The organism is Alteribacter natronophilus, from assembly GCF_006007885.1.
GTDB lineage: Bacteria > Bacillota > Bacilli > Bacillales > Salisediminibacteriaceae > Alteribacter > Alteribacter natronophilus.
Genome location: NZ_VCRO01000001.1, coordinates 672198 through 690156 on the forward strand (window position 1 = coordinate 672198; position 17959 = coordinate 690156).

At 47.1% G+C, this 17959-nt stretch carries 17 protein-coding genes and 1 other RNA gene; 13 read left to right on the forward strand and 5 right to left on the reverse strand.

The genetic code is table 11. The features are described from left to right. Nucleotides 1-64: 64 nt before the first annotated feature. From FGB90_RS03405 to FGB90_RS03415, 3 genes are read right to left on the reverse strand one after another with little or no spacing between them, the layout of a single operon-like run. Complete coding sequence (locus tag FGB90_RS03405) at nucleotides 65-1150, reverse strand: Ger(x)C family spore germination protein (RefSeq protein ID WP_138809155.1); 1086 nt, start codon at nucleotides 1148-1150, stop codon at nucleotides 65-67. After that, nucleotides 1119-2240 carry a GerAB/ArcD/ProY family transporter gene (locus FGB90_RS03410; protein ID WP_246056039.1) on the reverse strand — a complete coding sequence of 374 codons (1122 nt, stop codon included), beginning with the start codon at nucleotides 2238-2240 and terminating at the stop codon, nucleotides 1119-1121. Before FGB90_RS03410 ends, FGB90_RS03405 begins: the two co-directional genes overlap by 32 nt. Nucleotides 2241-2252: 12 nt before the next feature. Further along, entirely contained in the window at nucleotides 2253-3737 is a 1485-nt protein-coding gene (locus FGB90_RS03415; RefSeq protein ID WP_138809157.1) for a spore germination protein, read from the reverse strand. A gap of 117 nt (nucleotides 3738-3854) precedes the next feature. On the opposite strand from FGB90_RS03415, the gene FGB90_RS03420 reads away from it, so the two are divergent. From FGB90_RS03420 to FGB90_RS03430, 3 genes are read left to right on the forward strand one after another with little or no spacing between them, the layout of a single operon-like run. Continuing rightward, entirely contained in the window at nucleotides 3855-5111 is a 1257-nt protein-coding gene (locus tag FGB90_RS03420; protein ID WP_138809158.1) for a ribonuclease H-like domain-containing protein, read from the forward strand. Then, nucleotides 5108-7018: a DUF294 nucleotidyltransferase-like domain-containing protein gene (locus FGB90_RS03425; protein ID WP_138809159.1), complete on the forward strand. Its 1911-nt coding sequence runs from the start codon at nucleotides 5108-5110 to the stop codon at nucleotides 7016-7018. The genes FGB90_RS03420 and FGB90_RS03425 overlap by 4 nt, the downstream gene beginning before the upstream one ends. 3 nt (nucleotides 7019-7021) lie before the next feature. Continuing rightward, nucleotides 7022-7774: a 3'-5' exonuclease gene (locus tag FGB90_RS03430; RefSeq protein ID WP_138809160.1), complete on the forward strand. Its 753-nt coding sequence runs from the start codon at nucleotides 7022-7024 to the stop codon at nucleotides 7772-7774. Between the two features lie 305 nt (nucleotides 7775-8079). Here FGB90_RS03430 and FGB90_RS03435 read toward each other — a convergent pair whose 3' ends face one another. Further along, the gene (locus FGB90_RS03435) at nucleotides 8080-8388 is read right to left on the reverse strand and encodes a 2Fe-2S iron-sulfur cluster-binding protein (protein ID WP_138809161.1); all 309 of its coding nucleotides are present in this window, start codon (nucleotides 8386-8388) and stop codon (nucleotides 8080-8082) included. 498 nt (nucleotides 8389-8886) lie between these two features. Here FGB90_RS03435 and FGB90_RS03440 point away from each other — a divergent pair, with 498 nt between their 5' ends. From FGB90_RS03440 to FGB90_RS03470, 7 genes are all read left to right on the forward strand, one after another. Beyond that, complete coding sequence (locus tag FGB90_RS03440) at nucleotides 8887-9477, forward strand: spore coat protein (protein ID WP_138809162.1); 591 nt, start codon at nucleotides 8887-8889, stop codon at nucleotides 9475-9477. Nucleotides 9478-9696: 219 nt separating this feature from the next. Beyond that, nucleotides 9697-10260, forward strand: a complete 564-nt coding sequence (locus tag FGB90_RS03445) for an SLOG family protein (protein ID WP_138809163.1) — start codon at nucleotides 9697-9699, stop codon at nucleotides 10258-10260. A 30-nt stretch (nucleotides 10261-10290) separates the two neighbouring features. Continuing rightward, nucleotides 10291-10635: a cell division regulator GpsB gene (gene gpsB, locus FGB90_RS03450; protein WP_138809164.1), complete on the forward strand. Its 345-nt coding sequence runs from the start codon at nucleotides 10291-10293 to the stop codon at nucleotides 10633-10635. 17 nt (nucleotides 10636-10652) lie between these two features. Continuing rightward, nucleotides 10653-11063, forward strand: a complete 411-nt coding sequence (locus FGB90_RS03455; protein ID WP_138809972.1) for a reverse transcriptase-like protein — start codon at nucleotides 10653-10655, stop codon at nucleotides 11061-11063. Nucleotides 11064-11134: 71 nt separating this feature from the next. Then, nucleotides 11135-11524, forward strand: an RNA gene (gene rnpB / locus FGB90_RS03460) — RNase P RNA component class B. A gap of 302 nt (nucleotides 11525-11826) precedes the next feature. Beyond that, complete coding sequence (locus FGB90_RS03465) at nucleotides 11827-12975, forward strand: THUMP domain-containing class I SAM-dependent RNA methyltransferase (RefSeq protein WP_438502670.1); 1149 nt, start codon at nucleotides 11827-11829, stop codon at nucleotides 12973-12975. 506 nt (nucleotides 12976-13481) lie between these two features. Beyond that, a complete protein-coding gene (locus FGB90_RS03470) occupies nucleotides 13482-13724 on the forward strand; it encodes a DUF2564 family protein (RefSeq protein WP_138809165.1) in 243 nt (80 codons plus the stop codon). A 181-nt stretch (nucleotides 13725-13905) separates the two neighbouring features. On the opposite strand, the gene FGB90_RS03475 is transcribed toward FGB90_RS03470, so the two are convergent. After that, complete coding sequence (locus FGB90_RS03475) at nucleotides 13906-14214, reverse strand: iron-sulfur cluster biosynthesis family protein (protein WP_138809166.1); 309 nt, start codon at nucleotides 14212-14214, stop codon at nucleotides 13906-13908. Nucleotides 14215-14422: 208 nt separating this feature from the next. Between FGB90_RS03475 and FGB90_RS03480 the strand changes: the two genes are divergently transcribed. From FGB90_RS03480 to FGB90_RS03490, 3 genes are all read left to right on the forward strand, one after another. Continuing rightward, nucleotides 14423-16009 carry a carboxypeptidase M32 gene (locus FGB90_RS03480; RefSeq protein ID WP_138809976.1) on the forward strand — a complete coding sequence of 529 codons (1587 nt, stop codon included), beginning with the start codon at nucleotides 14423-14425 and terminating at the stop codon, nucleotides 16007-16009. A 229-nt stretch (nucleotides 16010-16238) separates the two neighbouring features. After that, on the forward strand, nucleotides 16239-17318 hold the full coding sequence (locus FGB90_RS03485; RefSeq protein ID WP_138809167.1) for a CapA family protein: 1080 nt from the start codon (nucleotides 16239-16241) through the stop codon (nucleotides 17316-17318). Between the two features lie 140 nt (nucleotides 17319-17458). Next, the gene (locus FGB90_RS03490) at nucleotides 17459-17872 is read left to right on the forward strand and encodes a CoA-binding protein (RefSeq protein ID WP_138809977.1); all 414 of its coding nucleotides are present in this window, start codon (nucleotides 17459-17461) and stop codon (nucleotides 17870-17872) included. The last annotated feature ends 87 nt before the right edge of the window (nucleotides 17873-17959 follow it).

The window sequence follows — 17959 nt, forward strand, 5'->3', positions numbered from 1 at the left end:
AAAGCGTGAAGCGGCTCCGCGTATGGCACCTTAGCAGTACACGAAAGGTAAAAATCGTCTACCGCTACTCTTCAATACCTGTTTCTTTTATTGTGAGGTTGACTTTGAATTCAACCGGGACGTCCGGGAATATTTTATCCCATTCCTCGTCACTGAAATCCGGATCGCGCTGACGGACTTGATCCCCAAAGCCTGCCGGATCTACGTTCAGTTCCTGAAAGTGTTTTATGAGGTTGTTCAGATCTTCTTCAAGCTGGGTTATAGCTGCTGCCCGAATCTCCTCAATCTTTGGATCTCCAAGTGTATCGCCGGAATATTCGCTGATTCTTCCGGAAAGCGATACATTTACTTTAAATTCAGGGTTCGACGATGCATTTTCCACTTCCCAGTCTGTATCGGATTCAAGGTTTCTAAGCATAGCATGTTCATCTTGATTCAGGTTAACTTGGTACGACCCCTCTCCGAACCGTTCCAGAAGAATCTTCAGAAGAAAGCAGTCTTTAAGGGGGAGGGTGGCAACATATCGGTCTTCTTTTAAAAGAGCCAGACCGGTAACCCTTACAGCGTTTCCTTCCTGCCGCAGGATAGGCAGAAACGGATCACGCCCCTGACCATAGAAATTGGAAAGATAGACATGGAAATTCGACTGGGGTATATTCTGTCGTTCAATATTCTGTTCGATCAGTTCACTGATATACATAGCCGTATCTACTTCCATTGGATATGTTGTTTCAAGCAGGTTTTTTGTACTGGATCCTTCTACAATAGCCAGCTGAATCCTCATGCCGATCCGGGGATCACGAACAAATGTATCTATAATGCGCATGAGCCCATTTTCCGCCAGTTTCCGATCAAAAAGTACGACAGTCACTTTTCCCGTATGCAGAGGTTTGTTTGACTGTGCATCAAGCAAAAGCCGTATTTCCCTCGTCGCACTTGAAACCGCTGTAAGGGTTTCACTGTGAATGGCTTCGTCCGGAGGGTACACAGGAATACTGATGGTACCGCGTATGTGACCTTCATCCACAAAATCATAACCTGTTGCATGGACAATCTGTACTTCATCGAGAATATGGGGTTCCACGCATCCGGTCAGAAGGAGGCAGCCTGACAGAAAGCTAAACAGAAGGACCCGAATTTTTTTTACCATCTGACCGGAACCTCCTTATAATGGCAGTTAGGATGAAAAGTGCTGGCACGTAACAGAAAATAATATAGAAACCAACCGTTGAAACATGGTTATTTAAATTGTCAATGGCTTCTCGTGTTTCAAAGGCGATGGTAAACAGAAATAATGTTCCCGCGGTGAAAAAAAGAGTGTGTCTTTGTTTAGTGCGAAGAAGCTTTTTCATCCCCCTGCTTACGACCCAGACACTGATTATAATATTTGGCATTACGACGAGCAGCCACATGGAAAGCCCAACGTACTCAAACCTTTCAATAACAGGGAGTTCCAGTACTTTCCACAAACTGAGAGAAGGATAGATAACCCGCTCCAGATGAAGACGGCTGTAATAAAAAAAAGTGACTAGAGTTACTGCAAGGTACATAAGCGTTGTAAGTCCGTGTCCCGCATGCGCCCACTTCTGGCTTTTTTGTGCTCCATTAATAAACGGCAGATAAAAAGCCAGTGATTCAAAGCCGATAAAACTGAGTGTCATTGTCTTTACAGCTGCTGTCTGTTCACCGAGAATAAACTCCACAGGGAGAATCCGGTCATAGTTTGCAAACTCAAGAGGGGAAATAAGAGTAAGAATCAGGCCAAACGGCAGGACAACCCCAAGAAAGGCAATCCCGGTAACCACGCGGAACCCGTTAAAAATACCGTATGTGACAATTAGAATAAAGAACAGGGCAACGGGCCACGTGATCAGTGTAGGAAACATCCAGATCTGAATGACTTCGATGTATGTGCGAAGCACCGTAATGCCCATGAACAGAAAATAAACGAGGAAAGCCCAGCTCAGCAGATTTCCGATATACTTTCCGAAATACTGTCTGTGAACATCAATGATATCTCTCGGTTTTCCACCGTCGAGCAGGATCCGGTAAAGCATCCAGATCAGAATATGAATCAGAAGTCCAGTCAAAATAACCGTGATCCACGCATTATAACCGGCATCCATTGCAATGTAGCGCTGAAAACCAAATATGCCGACACCGATCTGCATGGAGTGGACAAGAAAAAATACGTAAAAAGGGGAAACGTGGGACATGGATTTTATGTTCTGAACGCTCATCAGCATACCTCCTTACCGGATGTGCTCGTCAATATCTGCGTGTTTCTTTGCCTTCTTCTTTGAGAACCGCTCCGGTTTTGCAGTCTGGGTCAGTTCCGGGAGCTCGTACTGCTTACTAAACGGTACCCGGATAAAAGCGTCTTTGAAATCCCGGAAACGAAACGGATAAACCGGTTCAAGATACGGTCTGCCAAGTGATTTGAGGGTGATAATATGAACAAGTAAAAAAGAACCGAGAAGACTTATGCCCAGTAACCCCCACAGCTGCGCCATGAGAAGGAAAGGGAACCGAATGAGACGGATCGTATTGCCGATGCGGTATATTGGTGTTGTAAACGAAGCGAGAGCAGCGAGTGCGACGATAATAAGCAGGACATTACTTGTCAGCCCTGCTTCAACTGCCGCTGTCCCGATAACAATCCCGCCTACGATACCGATTGTCTGACCAACTTTAGTCGGCAGCCTTGCTCCGGCTTCCCGGAGCAGCTCGATCGTTAATTCAAGAAAGATCGCTTCAAAGATCGGCGGAAACGGAATAATACTTCGTGACATAATGAGTGTTGCCAGGAGATCCTGGGGAATCAGTTCCGCATGGTATGTAAGGACCGCTACATACATCGGAGTTGAAAATACAGAAAACAGTACAGCGAACAGCCGGATCAGCCGGAAAGCTGATGCCAGGTGCCAGGGAATATAATAGTCTTCAAAGGCGGAAAAAAATTCAACCATTGTTGTCGGGGCTAATATTACGCTGGGAGACCCCTTGGAAAGGACGGCTATTTTACCTTCTGTAAGTTGCGCTGCTACCCGGTCAGGCCGCTCTGTGTCGATGAGCTGTGGAAACGGAGAGTTACTATTGTCTTCGATAAACTGATTAATATAGGAGGTATCGCTGATTTCGTCGTATTCAATTGCTTCAATCCGCTGAATCATGGTCTGCACGTTGTCCTTGTTCGCTATGTCCTTTAAATAGACAACAGCCACTTCTGTCCTGGATATCGTGCCGATCGTCACCTTTTTCACACACAGGGAAGAAGTCGGGAGGCGGTTGCGAAGCAAATTGAGATTAACGTCGAGATTCTCAACAAACGCTTCTTTTGGTCCAATGACGGTGTATTCCATTTCCGGAATCGATATTTGACGGTTCTCGTTCAAACGCACTGACGCAAGAATGCCATAAGGTTCCCCTTGTTCAAACCTGATCAGGACCTGTCCCTGGTTAAGGCCCTCTTCTAGTTCTTTTCCTGATGAAACAGCTTTCACCCCTTTGAGAGGCAGGGCTTCTTTAATATCTTCAAGGGAGTAACACTGCTTCTTCTTAAGGGGATTGAAGACAAACTCATTTAATGGCGTGCTGTCGCAAAGAGAGCTGAAATAACTGAGATAATAGATGCTATTTTCTTTTCCGAGTAGCTCTTCATTAATGAAATCGTCTGATTCCCGGCATAGTGTGAGGACTTCCTCAAATGAGCGGGAGTGTTCCCTGTTTTTTTTCATGGCTGGACTCGCTCCCAATTGCAGATTCATGTAGTTAGTATGAAGGAGCAGGGCAGTTTTCTATTCATCTTTTTTCATATACAATGAAGTGAGCAGAAACGAGCAGGAGGTGAGACTGTGAGCCTGAAAGGAAAGCTGAGCCGTATGAAGGGTTACATAAGCACCGAAGAAAAGGAGAGGGATGTAAGGCCGGGTGACCGGGAAAAAGACAGCAGTGAGAATCCGTGGGAGACCATGGGTTTTAAACCGTATCATTTCGATGGTGAACATTCGCTCATTCGAAGAAAAACCTATCCTGTTGACCACCGTCATGGAAACAGGGCTTTTCGTGAGCTTCTTTCACTGCGGGAAGAATGGACCGAGGTAAAGGGGCATCCTCTGAGCATTGCGAATACGGACGTTGAGAATCTCCTGTTTTTTGATACAGAGACAACAGGACTTTCAAGCGGAGCGGGAACGACAATTTTTCTTATGGGTTATGCAAGGATCCGCGGCAGTGAACTGGAAGTTGTTCAGCACTTTATGCCCGGCCCTGCCTCAGAAGCGGCTTTTTTTCACGGGTTTCTCTCCGACTTCAGTGCCGATCACAGCCTTGTGAGCTACAACGGCAAAGCATTCGACTGGCCCCATGTGAAATCCCGTCATGCGTTTGTCAGGGAGGAAGTGCCGAAACTTCCCCCATTCGGCCATTTTGATCTTCTGCACGCTGCCAGAAGGCTGTGGAAACAGGAACTGCCGTCGTGCCGTCTGTCTATAGTTGAAGAGAAAAAGCTGGGTATAAAAAGAGTCAATGAAACTCCCGGTAGTCTCGCTCCCATTCTTTACTTTGAATACCTTCAGCACCGTAATCCGGATGAACTGGAGGGGATTATACGCCACCATGAGCAGGACCTGCTGTCTCTTGTTTCGCTTTATATTGAACTGAGCAGAAAGCTTTTATCACTGGATGGATCCGGAACGCGGGAACACGCTGAAATGGGCCGCTGGTTTGAAAAACTCAAAATTTATGAAAAAGCCGAATGGCATTACCGGGCAGCACTGACAGCGGGCAGGTCACCGGAAGCTGCGGTAAATCTTGCTTTGCTGAGCAAGAAAAAGAAAAACTACAGAGAAAGCGAGCAGCTTCTGAAGGAGGCCGCCGATTCCGCCGGGGGACAATCCGCCATCGCTGTCAGGGCGCTTACGGAGCTCTCCAAGCTGTACGAACACCAGTATAAATCCTATGAGCAGGCGCTGGAGTTTGCCGGACGGGCCCTGCTTGAAGCAAAACGGGCAGCCCGTACTGTCCGCAGTACCGGTAAAAAGGATCCGTCTCTCGAAAAGAGAGTCCAACGGCTGGAGACGAAACTGGACAGAGGAGTGACGCACAGATGAGCGGTGAACAGGGTTTTAAAGAAGTGATGAGGAATGCTTTTCCTTTTGATCTTCTGACAGACGAACAGTTTGACATGGTTACAGGAGACGCAGAAAGGCTGTCATTTAGGGAAAATGAGTTCCTCTTTCACGAGGAGGAAGAGGAAGTGGAAGTGTATTTCCTCCTCCAGGGACTCGCAAAAAATGTTCTTCACAGGGAAGACGGAAAACAGTTTTCCGTCCGTTTTTATTACCCTGGTGACCTGATCGGACTTATGATCCTCCTTTCCGGCGGCGAGATGAACTTTTCTGTGCAGGCACTTGAGAACTGTGAGACAGTCAGGCTGAAAAAGCATACCCTTCTCAGAGTGATGACGGACAACCAGTCTTTTTCCGATACGATTCTTACGGGAATCGGCCAGAGGATGAAGTCTCTTTACGATGAGATGAAGCGGGATCACTCTACTTCGGATACGGAAAACGTGGCTCTTTATAAAACAAGAGTACATACTATTATGGATAAACCGCGTTTTATTTTTCCTGACCAGACAATTACCCAGGCAGCGGGCACCCTTTCGGACTGGGGCGGCCAGGGACTGACTGTTGTCGATCAGGATCATTTCATCAAGGGAACCATTACCCAGACCGAGCTTCTGAAAGCACTGGCAGGTGACGGGGCTCAGGATCCGGTTTATAAATGGATGATTCACGATCCCGTCTGTGTTCAGGCTGATGCGTTCAGTTATGAAGTACTGACGTTTTTCAAAGAGGACAGAATTAACCTTGTGCCGGTGTTAAACGGGGAAAAGGCTGTAGGAATCCTCACGGCGGAATCATTCCTCCGACTTCATGAATCGGAATACCTGAATCTTTACTACAATGTCAGCCATGCAAGGGAACTGGACCAGCTGATTGCCCTGTCACCGAAATCCAGCGAGAAGTTTCTCTCCTTCACCGAGGAGCTTCTGACAGAACAGACGTACGGGACGGAAATGAGTGAATTTATTTCCCGCTATAACGACCAGATTCATATACAGGTGATCCGTTATGCGCTGAAGGAAATGAAGAGGGAAGGCTATGGGAATCCGCCTGTAAACTACTGCTTTGTTGTAATGGGAAGCCAGGGGCGCGGGGAGCAGGCCTTCAGTACCGATCAGGATAACGGGTTGATTCTGGATAATTACAGACACCTGGAAAACCGGAAGGAAGTAGAGGAGTATTTCTTCAGGTTTGCCTCGAAAATCAATGATGGACTCGCTGCCTGCGGGTTTCCGGAATGTACCGGTGGTATTATGGCAAAAGAGCCAAAATGGCGCAGGAGTATAGACGAGTGGGAGCGTGAAGTTCTCAGGTGGCTTCGTGAAACCGATTCACAGGAAGTAAGGGATTTCACGATTTTCATTGATTACCGGCCTCTTTTCGGGGATTTCACCCTCGCTGAAAAACTGAGAGAGCGGATCACCCCGCCTATCCAGAAAGGCCGTATTCTGCAGGCGATGCTGATGAAAGATACCATCCGGTTCCGTGTTCCTGTCCAGCCGTTCGGAAGAATCAGCACGAGGGGGAAACGGCGGACAATCGATCTGAAAAAAGGGGCCATTATGCAGATCGTAAATAATATCCGCATTTTTGCCATCCGGTACGGAATCGAGGAAGTGAGCACACTTAAACGGCTGTACGCTCTCAGGAAGGAAGAAGTGTTCCATCCCCGGGATGCGGCAAACGCCAAGCTTGCTCTCGATTATCTTTATCAGCTGAGAATCAGGGAAAATGTAAGCCAGCTTCGTTCAGGAGAGCCATTGAATAATGAACTGCGGCCTCACCTTCTGACAAAAGAGGAAAGAAAACAGCTGAGGGAATCGCTGCTTGTGGCAAAACGTATGCAGCAGATGAGTGAACTGAGCTTTGCAAGAAACAGGGGGCTGTAACAAATGAGGGTTTCGATCCTTCATTACCTCCGCTACGTCATGATGGATACACATCTTTTCCGCTCCATGAAGCTCCACTGGATCAGGAATAACCGGCCTCTGTACGAGGCTCTGATTGATGAGCTGAAGGAAATGAAGCCGGATGAAAGCGTGATTACCACGTCTCTGGACGATCTTACCTATACCGTATTCGATCTTGAGACAACCGGATTCTATCCGAGGATGGGGGATGAAGTGATATCCATCGGTGCCATGAAAGTCAATGCCAATCACATCCGCTTTCCGGAGCACTTTTACGAAGTGGTACGGCCGTTTAAGCCCGTACCGGATGATGTGCTTAAACTTACAGGCCTCACTTCGGCCGAAATCAGGCAGGGAGAGGCATTTCTGATCAGTTTCTTCCGGTTTGTCGAATTTGCCTCAAACACCGTCCTCGTTGCCTATCCGGCCAGTTTCGACGTGGTATTCCTGCAGGAGCTGACGAGGCGCTGGGGCTTAAAACAGTTTACACCGTACTATATTGATGCACAGAAAGTCGCTGATTACCTGTATCCAAACGAAAAGAACAGCCTTGACAGAATTATTTCAAGACTGGGGGTGAAAAACCGCCAGCGGCATCACGCTCTGAACGATGCACATATGACCGCCGACGTGTTTCTTTATCTTATAGAAGAGCTGAAAAAACGCAATATCACCACCTACCGGCAGCTCTCGGATATTATAACCGTCCCTAGAAACCCGGTGATTCGCCCGTGAAAACAGATAAAACCGCCGGGGCATTCTGTCCGATAAAAAAAAGGTTCCCGTTATCGGCCTGCGATAAGGGGAACCTCTTTTAATAATAGGTTAAAGCCCATTGTTGATTTCCGCTCACTGCCCTCCCTTTCCGCGGGCACCACTGCAGCCTCCTCGGGAAAACCACCCTGCAGGGTCTTCCGTTGGTGCTATTACCGCAGGAGTCTCGGACGTTCGCTCCAATCAACTTTCACTAAAAATCAGTATTAAGCTTTAACACAGCCTTAATAATAGGGACTGTCTAATCCCAGTCGCCACTTGCACGTTTATTTTTCGGGTCTTGGCCCCGGATCCATCCCAGTGGAGGATACGGTCATTTTAGGACTGACCTTGACATCGGATTGTACTCTTACCTGACAGGAAAGGCGGCAGCCTTCTTCCAGTGACTTGGCAAGTTCAGCTTCTCCGGCAGGTTCGAAATCACCTTCAATGACTTCCACACGGCAGGTTGTGCATTTTGCTTTCCCTCCGCAACGGTGGAGAACGTCTACTCCATTGTCTTCAAGTGCAAGGACGAGTTTGGTGCCTTCCTGAGTCTCAAATGGTTCAAAGCCGGGTACTTCAACTTTTGGCATGGTGTACTATCCCTCCCAGAGATTGTAGTTCTGTTGTTACATTTCCCCTGCACCCGGGAAATAAACCATCAGAATATTTCCCGGGTGAGCGCAAAAAGACAGAATGTTCGACAAATAGCTTCGCTTTATGTAACCGATTACAAAAAAATTATAACGAAAACGGACGAAAAAAACAATTTTCAGCAATTTAGCTGTTGTTTTTTTGCCGGTTAATTTTTACAATATAATATGTATTCGGATTCAAGGTGGGAATAGGAATGAGAAAGATGATTTTAGTTATGTTTTTCGCAGTAATTGGAATGACAGTCTGGTTCATGACAGAAGCGAGGGACGGTGCAGTGGAGCTGCCGCTGTTAATGATGTAGGGGTCTGGAATCAGACCCTTTTTTCGTGCGTGTTTTTCCCGGCTCGGTAAAAATAGGTTTTATAACTAGTACATGTATCCGGCCCCTGACATAGGTTGATAGTGTACCGAATCAAAAAGGAGGAATACAGCGAATGTTTAAACGTCCACGTCGTCATTGTCAGGTTATGCCGGCACAGGTTCATCCGACAAAACAGCAGATGACACACCAGTGCTGTGAGTACATTGTCCCTGAGATTCACCCTACTCACACAACCAATGTGGCACATCACCTATATAAGCATGTTCACAGCTATCCGCAGACTTTTTCCCAGGTGGATCAGGTTTCCCACCAGCACTTCCAGGCAGGACCTGGTCAGCAGGTGGCAGGAGCCCAGGCCCAGCCGAACATGGGCTTCCCGGGTCAGGTAGCAGGAGCCCAGGCCCAGCCGAACATGGGCTTCCCGGGTCAGGTAGCAGGAGCCCAGGCTAAGCCGAACATGGGGTTTCCGGGCCAGGTGGCAGGAGCCCAGGCTAAGCCGAACATGGGGTTTCCGGGCCAGGTGGCAGGAGCCCAGGCTAAACCGAACATGGGGTTCCCTGGTCAGGTAGCAGGAGCCCAGGCTAAACCTAACATGGGGTTTCCTGGTCAGGTAGCCGGGGCTCAGGCCCAGCCGAACATGGGTTTTCCAGGCCAGGTTGCAGGCATGCAGATGAAAGGTAAAGGCAAGGGATGCGGCTGTTAGGCTGCAGCATGCGGAGCAGGTTTTCCTGGTCCGCTTTTTTATTTTCTGCAGCGGAAAAAGATCTTGCCGGGAAAGCAGAGTTTCTGCAGGTGTTTCATGGTGCTCAGTCACTTTTGGCACCTTCCTTAAGAAAAGTATGGAGAGTTTCCAAAATTTCAGTTTACCTTACTTTATCCTGATTGTTATGTGGTAATATAAAGGTGAAAGGTGAGTGTACATATGTACGAAGTTCTTGGAGTTACCGGGTACAAGCCTCACGAACTGGGCATATTTAATAGAAAGCATCCCCATTTGCCGTTTCTGAAAAAGGCGATTGAAAAAAAGCTCATGTCCCTGAAGGAAGAGATTGATTTTAAGTGGCTTCTTACAAGCGGACAGCCCGGGATTGAACAGTGGGCTGCGGAGGCCGTTCTCCAGCTGAAAGCTGTATATCCCGATCTTAACCTTGCCACGCTCGCCCCATTCCACAGCCAGGAGGAGCGATGGAAGGAAGACTGGAAAGCTTCATATGAAAACATATGGGCAAACAGTGATTATGCGGACTACATTACAAAGCGTCCCTATGACAATCCCGCCCAGCTGAAGATGAAAAATCAATTTATAGTGGAAAAAAGCAGTGCTTTTCTTGTATTATATGATGAAGCAACACCCGGTTCGCCTGATTATTATCTTTCCTATGCAAAGAAAAAACAGCAGGCGTCCGACTATCCTGTCTATTATCTTACTCCGGAGGAAATTGAAGATACGATCCGTGAGGAACAGGACGAATGGAGTCAGGAATAGAAATTATCTTAAATTTATGAGGTGAGCGCAATGCAAAACAAGGTTGCACGTCTTACGCCAAAGGAAATTCTGGAAAAAGATTTTAAAACGAGTATGCGCGGATACAACCAGGACGAAGTTGATCAGTTCCTTGATCAGATCATTAAGGATTATGATGCGTTTGAAAAGAGAATCGCTCTTCTGGAAAAAGAAACCGAGAAACTCAAAACTAATTCAACAGCAGTCAGTGAGCAGACAAAGCGCCATCAGCCGGTCACTCCCCAGCAGGAGACACGCCAGCAGCCGCAGGCCAACACCGGAAGTACCAACTATGATATTCTAAGGCGCCTGTCAAATCTTGAAAAACATGTATTTGGAAGCAAGCTCAGTGAATAAAAAGGCTGTCTACTGTGATTACTGAAGTATATATCGACGGTGCCAGCAGGGGGAACCCCGGCCCCTCCGGTGCAGGAATTTATATCAAGGCTGACAGTGGTCAGATCAGGGTGCCCGTACCGCTGGGAACCATGACAAACCATCATGCCGAATTTGCCGCTCTCAGTGAAGCGCTCAGAATCTGCCGGAGCCGGGGGCTCAAGGCCCTGTCCATCCGGACCGATTCACAGATAGTTGCCGACGCTGTGGAAAAGCGTTACGTAAAACGCAGTGAGTTCGCGCGGTACCTTGAAGAAATTCTTGATCTGATGAACGGTTTTGACCTCTGCTTTGTAAAGTGGATTCCATCAAAGCAGAACAGGGAAGCTGATTCTCTGTCTAAAAAAGCCGTACAGATGAGCATAGAAGCGGATAACGATGAAACTTGATTTTTGTTTTTCATTTGTGGTATAATAAATTTTGTCGCTTAAGAGAACTTCATAATATTGATGTGTCCGGAGTGCTTGGGTAATCGCTGTGCGTCCTGAACGCGCAGAGGAAAGTCCATGCTCGCACAGTCTGCGATGACTGTAGTGATCGTGCCTGACCAATTCATAAGTCAGGGCAGCCATACTGGCTGACGGCAGGGAAACGGCCTACGTTCCTTTGGAATATGGTCCAGTACCCTTGAAAGTGCCACAGTGACGAAGTCTGACCTGGAAACGGGCAGAGTGGAACGCGGTAAACCCCACGAGCGAGAAACCCAAAATATGGTAGGGGCATCCCTTCAAAGGAACTGAACGGAGAAGGGGGCAGGTTTTTTAAAAACCTGGAGACAGATGGTTACCACCGGAGTACGAGGGCTTTTGGCCCGTCTGCAGTACGAAGGAACAGAACATGGCTTACAGAGCGCACCGGGCGCATCTTTTATGAATTGAACTGGACTCCACGGCATTTGTCTGTGGGGTTTTTTACATAACTGAAGGCTCTGGATGGATTGCTGCTATTCGCAAATGAAGTTTTGGAGCGAAAGGCGCCGTCTCTCTCGTGGAAAGCGTCCGCCTGCAGCATAATAAAACAACAATCTTTCCGTTAACAGATTTTCGAAAAGAGTCAGACTGAAAGATATTCGCACCGCGGGAGCAGCATTTTCCGCAGCAGACACACCTAAATACAGATAAGAGAACCTCATAAGCGAAAGGAGCATGATTTGTGAAACAGTCATTAACCCTGATTGCCACTGCGGCGATGGGACTTGAAGCGATCGTAGCCAGGGAAGTAAAAGATCTGGGCTACGAGGATGTTCAGGTTGAAAACGGTAAGGTCATCTTTAAATCGGATCCTGAAGGGATTGCACGAGCCAATCTGTGGCTCAGAAGTGCTGACCGCGTGAAAATAATGGTCGGTGAGTTTAAGGCTGTTACATTTGACTCTCTTTTCGAGCAGACCAAAGCGCTTCCATGGGACCGGTTTCTTCCTGAAGATGCGGAATTTCCGGTAATCGGCCGCTCGGTAAAATCAGGACTTTACAGTGTGCCGGACTGTCAGGCAATCGTTAAAAAAGCGGTTGTTGAAAAGCTGAAACAGACGTATAAAAAAAGCTGGTTCGAGGAAAGTGGCGGCTTTTACCGTATCGAAGTGGCTCTTCATAAAGATGTAGCCACCCTTACCATCGACACAAGCGGTACAGGGCTTCACAAGAGAGGGTATCGTTATCTCCATAACGAAGCCCCGCTTAAGGAAACGCTGGCTGCTGCACTGATCCGTCTGACGAACTGGCATCCTGACAGACCTTTAGTGGATCCATTCTGTGGATCAGGCACAATTCCGATAGAAGCAGCCATGATCGGCCAGAATATTGCTCCCGGAATTAACCGGGAATTTGCATTTGAAGGCTGGGACTGGTACAGGCAGGAATGGCTCGATCAGGCCCACCAGGAAGCAGAAGACCTGGCTGATTACGACAGAAAACTGTCGATCTTCGGGACGGATATTGATCATAAAATGGTTGACCTTGCAAAAAACAATGCCACAGAAGCGGGCTTCCCCGATCAAATTGCCTTTAAACAGATGCAGGCAGCCGACCTGCGTTCAAAGCAGGAGTATGGTGTGGTACTGGGTAACCCCCCATATGGTGAAAGAATGCAGGAAAAAGCAGAAGTTGAAGCCCTATATAAAAAAATCGGGGATGTGTACAGAGAGCATCTCCCTACTTGGAGCATTTACGTGATAACTTCCCACGAAAAGTTCGAACTGTTCTACGGAAAGAAAGCAACGAAGAAACGGAAGTTGTATAACGGTAACATTAAGACAGATTTTTATCAGTTCTGGGGACCGCGCCCGCCGAGAAAAAAAGACTGAAACCAAGACCTGAAAAGGAGTAACCGCCTTTTCGGGTCTTTTTTTTTAGGCTGTGTTCGTATAGATTGCTGCTATTGGTCAGATTATTAATGGAGCGAAAGGCGGTGACTCCAGCGATGCCCGCGGAAAGCATCCGCCTGCAGGCAATGAAACAACAATCTATCCGAAAACAGCTTTTTTTTATGGCTATTTCTAAAGACAGCGTAATAAAACAACAATACAGACTGCCCTGTCCCTCCACTGAATAATTTGGTGAGGATCGTCAACACTAGGTAGTGAAACTGCTGAAGGCCGTGGAAAAGGAGTGGCAGCACAATGAAAAAAGAAACCCTTAGCATTGAGAAACGCTGGCTGATCTATGTTGCTGTGTTTGGCATCATCCTGTTCGGCCTGAGTTTTCTTGTTTCGGGATAAGATCGAAAAAACAGAACATACATCAGCGAACCGATTCATAAAATGAGGATAACAAATATTCAGGAGAAGATTTTAAAAAGGCAGGGATGAAGATGTCACAACCGTTTAATGATATTCAACAGGTGGAAATGGCGATCAGAGCAGCACAGAAGATGGTCGGACAGGCCACTAAAAGCATGAATCCCGAGCAGATTGAAACAGCAACAAACGCTCTGAACGATGCAAAGGCACAGCTTCAGGATGCCGCTAAATATGAAATGAGCGGTGAGCTGGGGGCCTACTCCCGTGATCTGATCACAAAACTGGAACATCAGCTCCATGAAGCAAAAGAATAGCAGAAAGGCAGGCTGCACGCAGATAACCGGCAGCCTGCCTTTTTTACTGTCCAATGAACGCCGCTTCATCCTGTAAGTGGACTTTCGGGGCATCCGGATCCTCCGGTATACGAGGGTGGCAGAAAGGCCCGGAGCTTATCATAACGATCATAACAGTAAAACGGAATTCACTTGATACTGCCTACTTTGCCTCGGGGTTACTTACGTCTCCGATCACAGGGTTTGTGAAGGTTACTTCGTCAAGGTCTTCGTCATAATCAACGGTCATGCCATCGAAATACCAGAGGTCATCCCCGGTTACATAAAACGTTATGCCGCTAACTTCAACTGAGTGGCAGGGACCGCCGGGAATGTCCCTGGTAACCCCCGCTGAAAATCCGCCTGAACCAACCCCTCCGACTCTTACAAACAGTCTGAGACTGTCCTCTTCCCGAAGGTTCATTTCCTTTTTATAAAGATCCGCTGCTTCTCGGGTTACGTTCAGTTTCATCTGAAATACCTCCTTACATGTCCGTTCTATTATTCTACCGCCAATTTTACACAGAGGGCAACTAAAGCACAGGGACGGGAATTAATCGGAAAATTGTTAATTGTATGTGTGCCGGGATGGTCAAAATCGGCCGTCTCAGTTAGAATACGAAATGTAGGGAAAGACTCTGGCCGGTACAGGTATGCCTTACATAATCATTCAGGCAAAGATGCTGCCATCGGCGGGCTTTCAGGGAATAAGACCGGTTAGTAAAAAAGGAGTGGAAGATGTGACAGGTACACACACAGAGAAAACTGCGGCTGCATTCAGGGATTACCTGAGAAAAATGAGCAACTATGAAGAAGCTCTCGGAGTAATTGGCTGGGATCTGCGGACAGGGGCACCGAAAAAAGGCGCTTCACAGCGTGCTGAAGTAATCGGAACACTCTCGTCCGAAGTCTTTAAAATGTCCATTTCAGATGAGATGGCGGGTTTTATTAATGAACTCAATAAAGAGGGGGTACGGGAAGAACTCGATGAAGTGACTCTCGCTTCTCTCGTTGAATGTAAAAAAGCCTACGATAAACGGAAAAACGTGCCGGAGGAGGAATTCAGGGAATACGTGATCCTGACTTCGAAAGCGGAATCCATATGGCCGGAAGCGAAGGAAAAAGGAGATTTCTCCATGTTCCAGCCGTACCTTGAAAAAATCGTGGACTTTAACCGGAAATTAACAGATTGGATCGGTTACGAAGGAAACAGGTACAACGCTCTGCTGGATACTTTCGAGCCCGGGCTCACAGTGGAAACGCTTGACCGCGTTTTTAAAGAACTTCGTGATCGCCTCGTTCCCCTGGTCAGGGCTGTACAGGAAGCTGAAAATAAACCGGAAACAGATTTTCTTTTTCAGCATTTTCCCGAAAGCAGTCAGGAAAAAGTAAGCATAAATCTACTTGAACAAATGGGCTATGACTTTGATGCAGGCCGTCTTGATAAGACCGTACATCCTTTCGCCTCGGGACTGAATCCGGGGGATGTGAGGGTAACGACGAAATATGATGAAACGGATTTCAGAACGGCTGTTTTCGGAACGATTCACGAAGGCGGTCATGCCCTTTACGAACAGAATATTGACGAACGTTTCATTGGCACTCCTCTCTGTTCGGGAACTTCAATGGGTATTCATGAATCCCAGTCCCTGTTCTGGGAAAACTTCGCAGGAAGAAACAGAGCATTCTGGGAGAAAAATTACGGACTCCTCAAGTCTCATTCAAAGGGGCAGTTTGACAATGTGAGTCTTGATAATTTCTACCGGGGGATCAATGTAGCCGGCCCTTCTCTTATTCGTATAGAGGCGGACGAAATGACGTATTCCCTTCATATTATCGTCCGCTATGAGCTTGAAAAAGCACTCATTAACGGAGATCTTGAGGTCAGGGATCTTCCGGAAGCATGGAACGATAAGATGGAAGAATATCTCGGAATCAGGCCTTCTCATGACGGAGAGGGTGTCCTGCAGGATGTACACTGGTCGGGTGGGGCTTTCGGCTACTTCCCGTCCTATGCTCTCGGGTATGTTTATGCAGCCCAGATGATGGAGGCGCTCAGAAAGGATCTCAAAGTACCGTTTGAAGACCTTCTGCGCGATGGTAACCTTCAGCCCGTGAAGGAATGGATGACGGAAAATGTTCACCGGTTTGGTAAATCAAAGCAGCCTCTGGAAATTCTTCGGGATATTACAGGGGAGGGTGTCAACCCGGACTGTCTGATCAGCTATCTTGAAAACAAGTACCGCGACGTTTACAGACTGACATAATTGAGAAGGTGTTATGTGTGATTCCGGGGGATGGTAGTCCTCCGGAATTTTTATGGTCGTATATTGTCGAAAATTACGAATGCCTACTCGATTTATGTCATGAAATTGTCATAAACCGTTACAAAACGGAAAAATTTTTGATAGAATATGACATGTTCAGTGTTTTTTTGACTGAAACGCCTGATCCCCTGTAAGTTAACGGGATTATTTTACCGAAAGGACCTGTCATATGAAATATGCACTTTCTATTCTGCTGGCTCTTGGTGTTACAGGTTTGTCGCTATACGGATTATATGCCCCGGATCCAATTGCCGGCCAGAGCAGTAAAAAGATTTATCACACCCATTCGGAACGCGGGTTTTCAGAAATACATAGAGAAATTAAGATTAAAAGACAGGCAACCGTTCTCGGTGCCGGTGAAAGAAGCGGTTCAGTTCCTGAACCCGAAAATCATTATGAATATGTCAGCCCGTATATCAGTGCCGCTGATATTGCTGTGCTGGGCGGCAGCAGTGTGGAATCAGCTGAGGAACGGGAAGTAAAGACCTTGATGGATGCCGGATTTAATGCGGTAAGTCTTTCCGGAACCCCGTACCGGACGGACAGTATCAAAAAGACATTAATGTCACTTGAAAAATCGGGAATTACCTATACGGGTGTTTACAGTTCAGATAAGGATAAGAACAGACTGCGCACACAGGAAATTAACGGTATCACGTTTGCTTTCCTGTCTTTTACCTATGGACCTGAAGAGGCGGACAAGGAGGTCCCTGCCGGTGAATACATCGTTTCAAGAGTGGAGGAAGACAGCCTTGCAGAACGAATCCGGGAAGCATCCGGAAAAAGTGATATCGTCATACTTAATCTCCACTATCTCACGGAATCAGGGGATTATCCTGATGGTACCCAGACATCTGTAGCGTCCATGGCAGCAGAGGCGGGTGCCGATATTATATTTGGCCACAGGCAGGGTACCCTTCATCCGCTGGAATGGCTGAATACGAGGGACGGCCGCAAGGTTTTTACGGCTTATTCACTGGGTAAGATGCCTGCTGAAGGACTAGTGGAGAAGCACGATATTGGCGGAATGGCAAGCATAACCGTTAAAGATGTGGCAGCTGGTCCCGCCAGTAACCTGATCCTTGATGACCCGCGGTTTATTACCGCTTATTCGGACGCGGATCACGGCAGCCTGCTTCCTGCCTCCGCTATGTCTGACATGATACTTCCCGGATGGGAGCAGCATTTTAAAGATGCAGAGGACTTTGCAGGACAGTGGATGAATGATCTTCTTTCAGTTACCGAATAATGAACCTGTCCGGATTAATATTTCACGTACCGTAATCCGTTACATTTTAATGTACTCAAAAAACATTTGATAAGCCGTATATGTTTTAATTGAACAGAAATTGTGAAATGATGATAAAAACAAGTCTTTTCTCAGGAGGGATAAAGATGAACAATCCTGACCGAAATGAAATTGGGGAAATTCTTAAGAAGGCAAAGAAAATTGCAGTTGTGGGGCTTTCGGATAATCCGGCAAGAACTTCCTATCAGGTATCAGAAGCGATGCAGCAGGCAGGGTATAAGATTATTCCGGTTAATCCAAACTGTGATGAGACTCTTGGAGAAAAATCCTATCGGACATTATCCGAAATTGAAGAACCTGTTGATATTGTAAACGTCTTCAGAAGAAGTGAATACCTGGCGGAAGTGGCCGAAGAAGCAGCACAGATCGATGCAGAAGTATTCTGGGCCCAGCTGGGGCTTTACAGCGACGAAGCGGAACGTATTGCAAAAGAGGCAGGCATGACCGTTATTATGGACCGTTGTATAAAAGTGGAGCATGCGATTACAAAATAATGGTGAAAAGGATGTTCTGAACCGGCCGCAGTGTTCAGGCATCCTTTTTTTAAAAGAAAAAAACCTGTATTATTAATGAAATAGTCC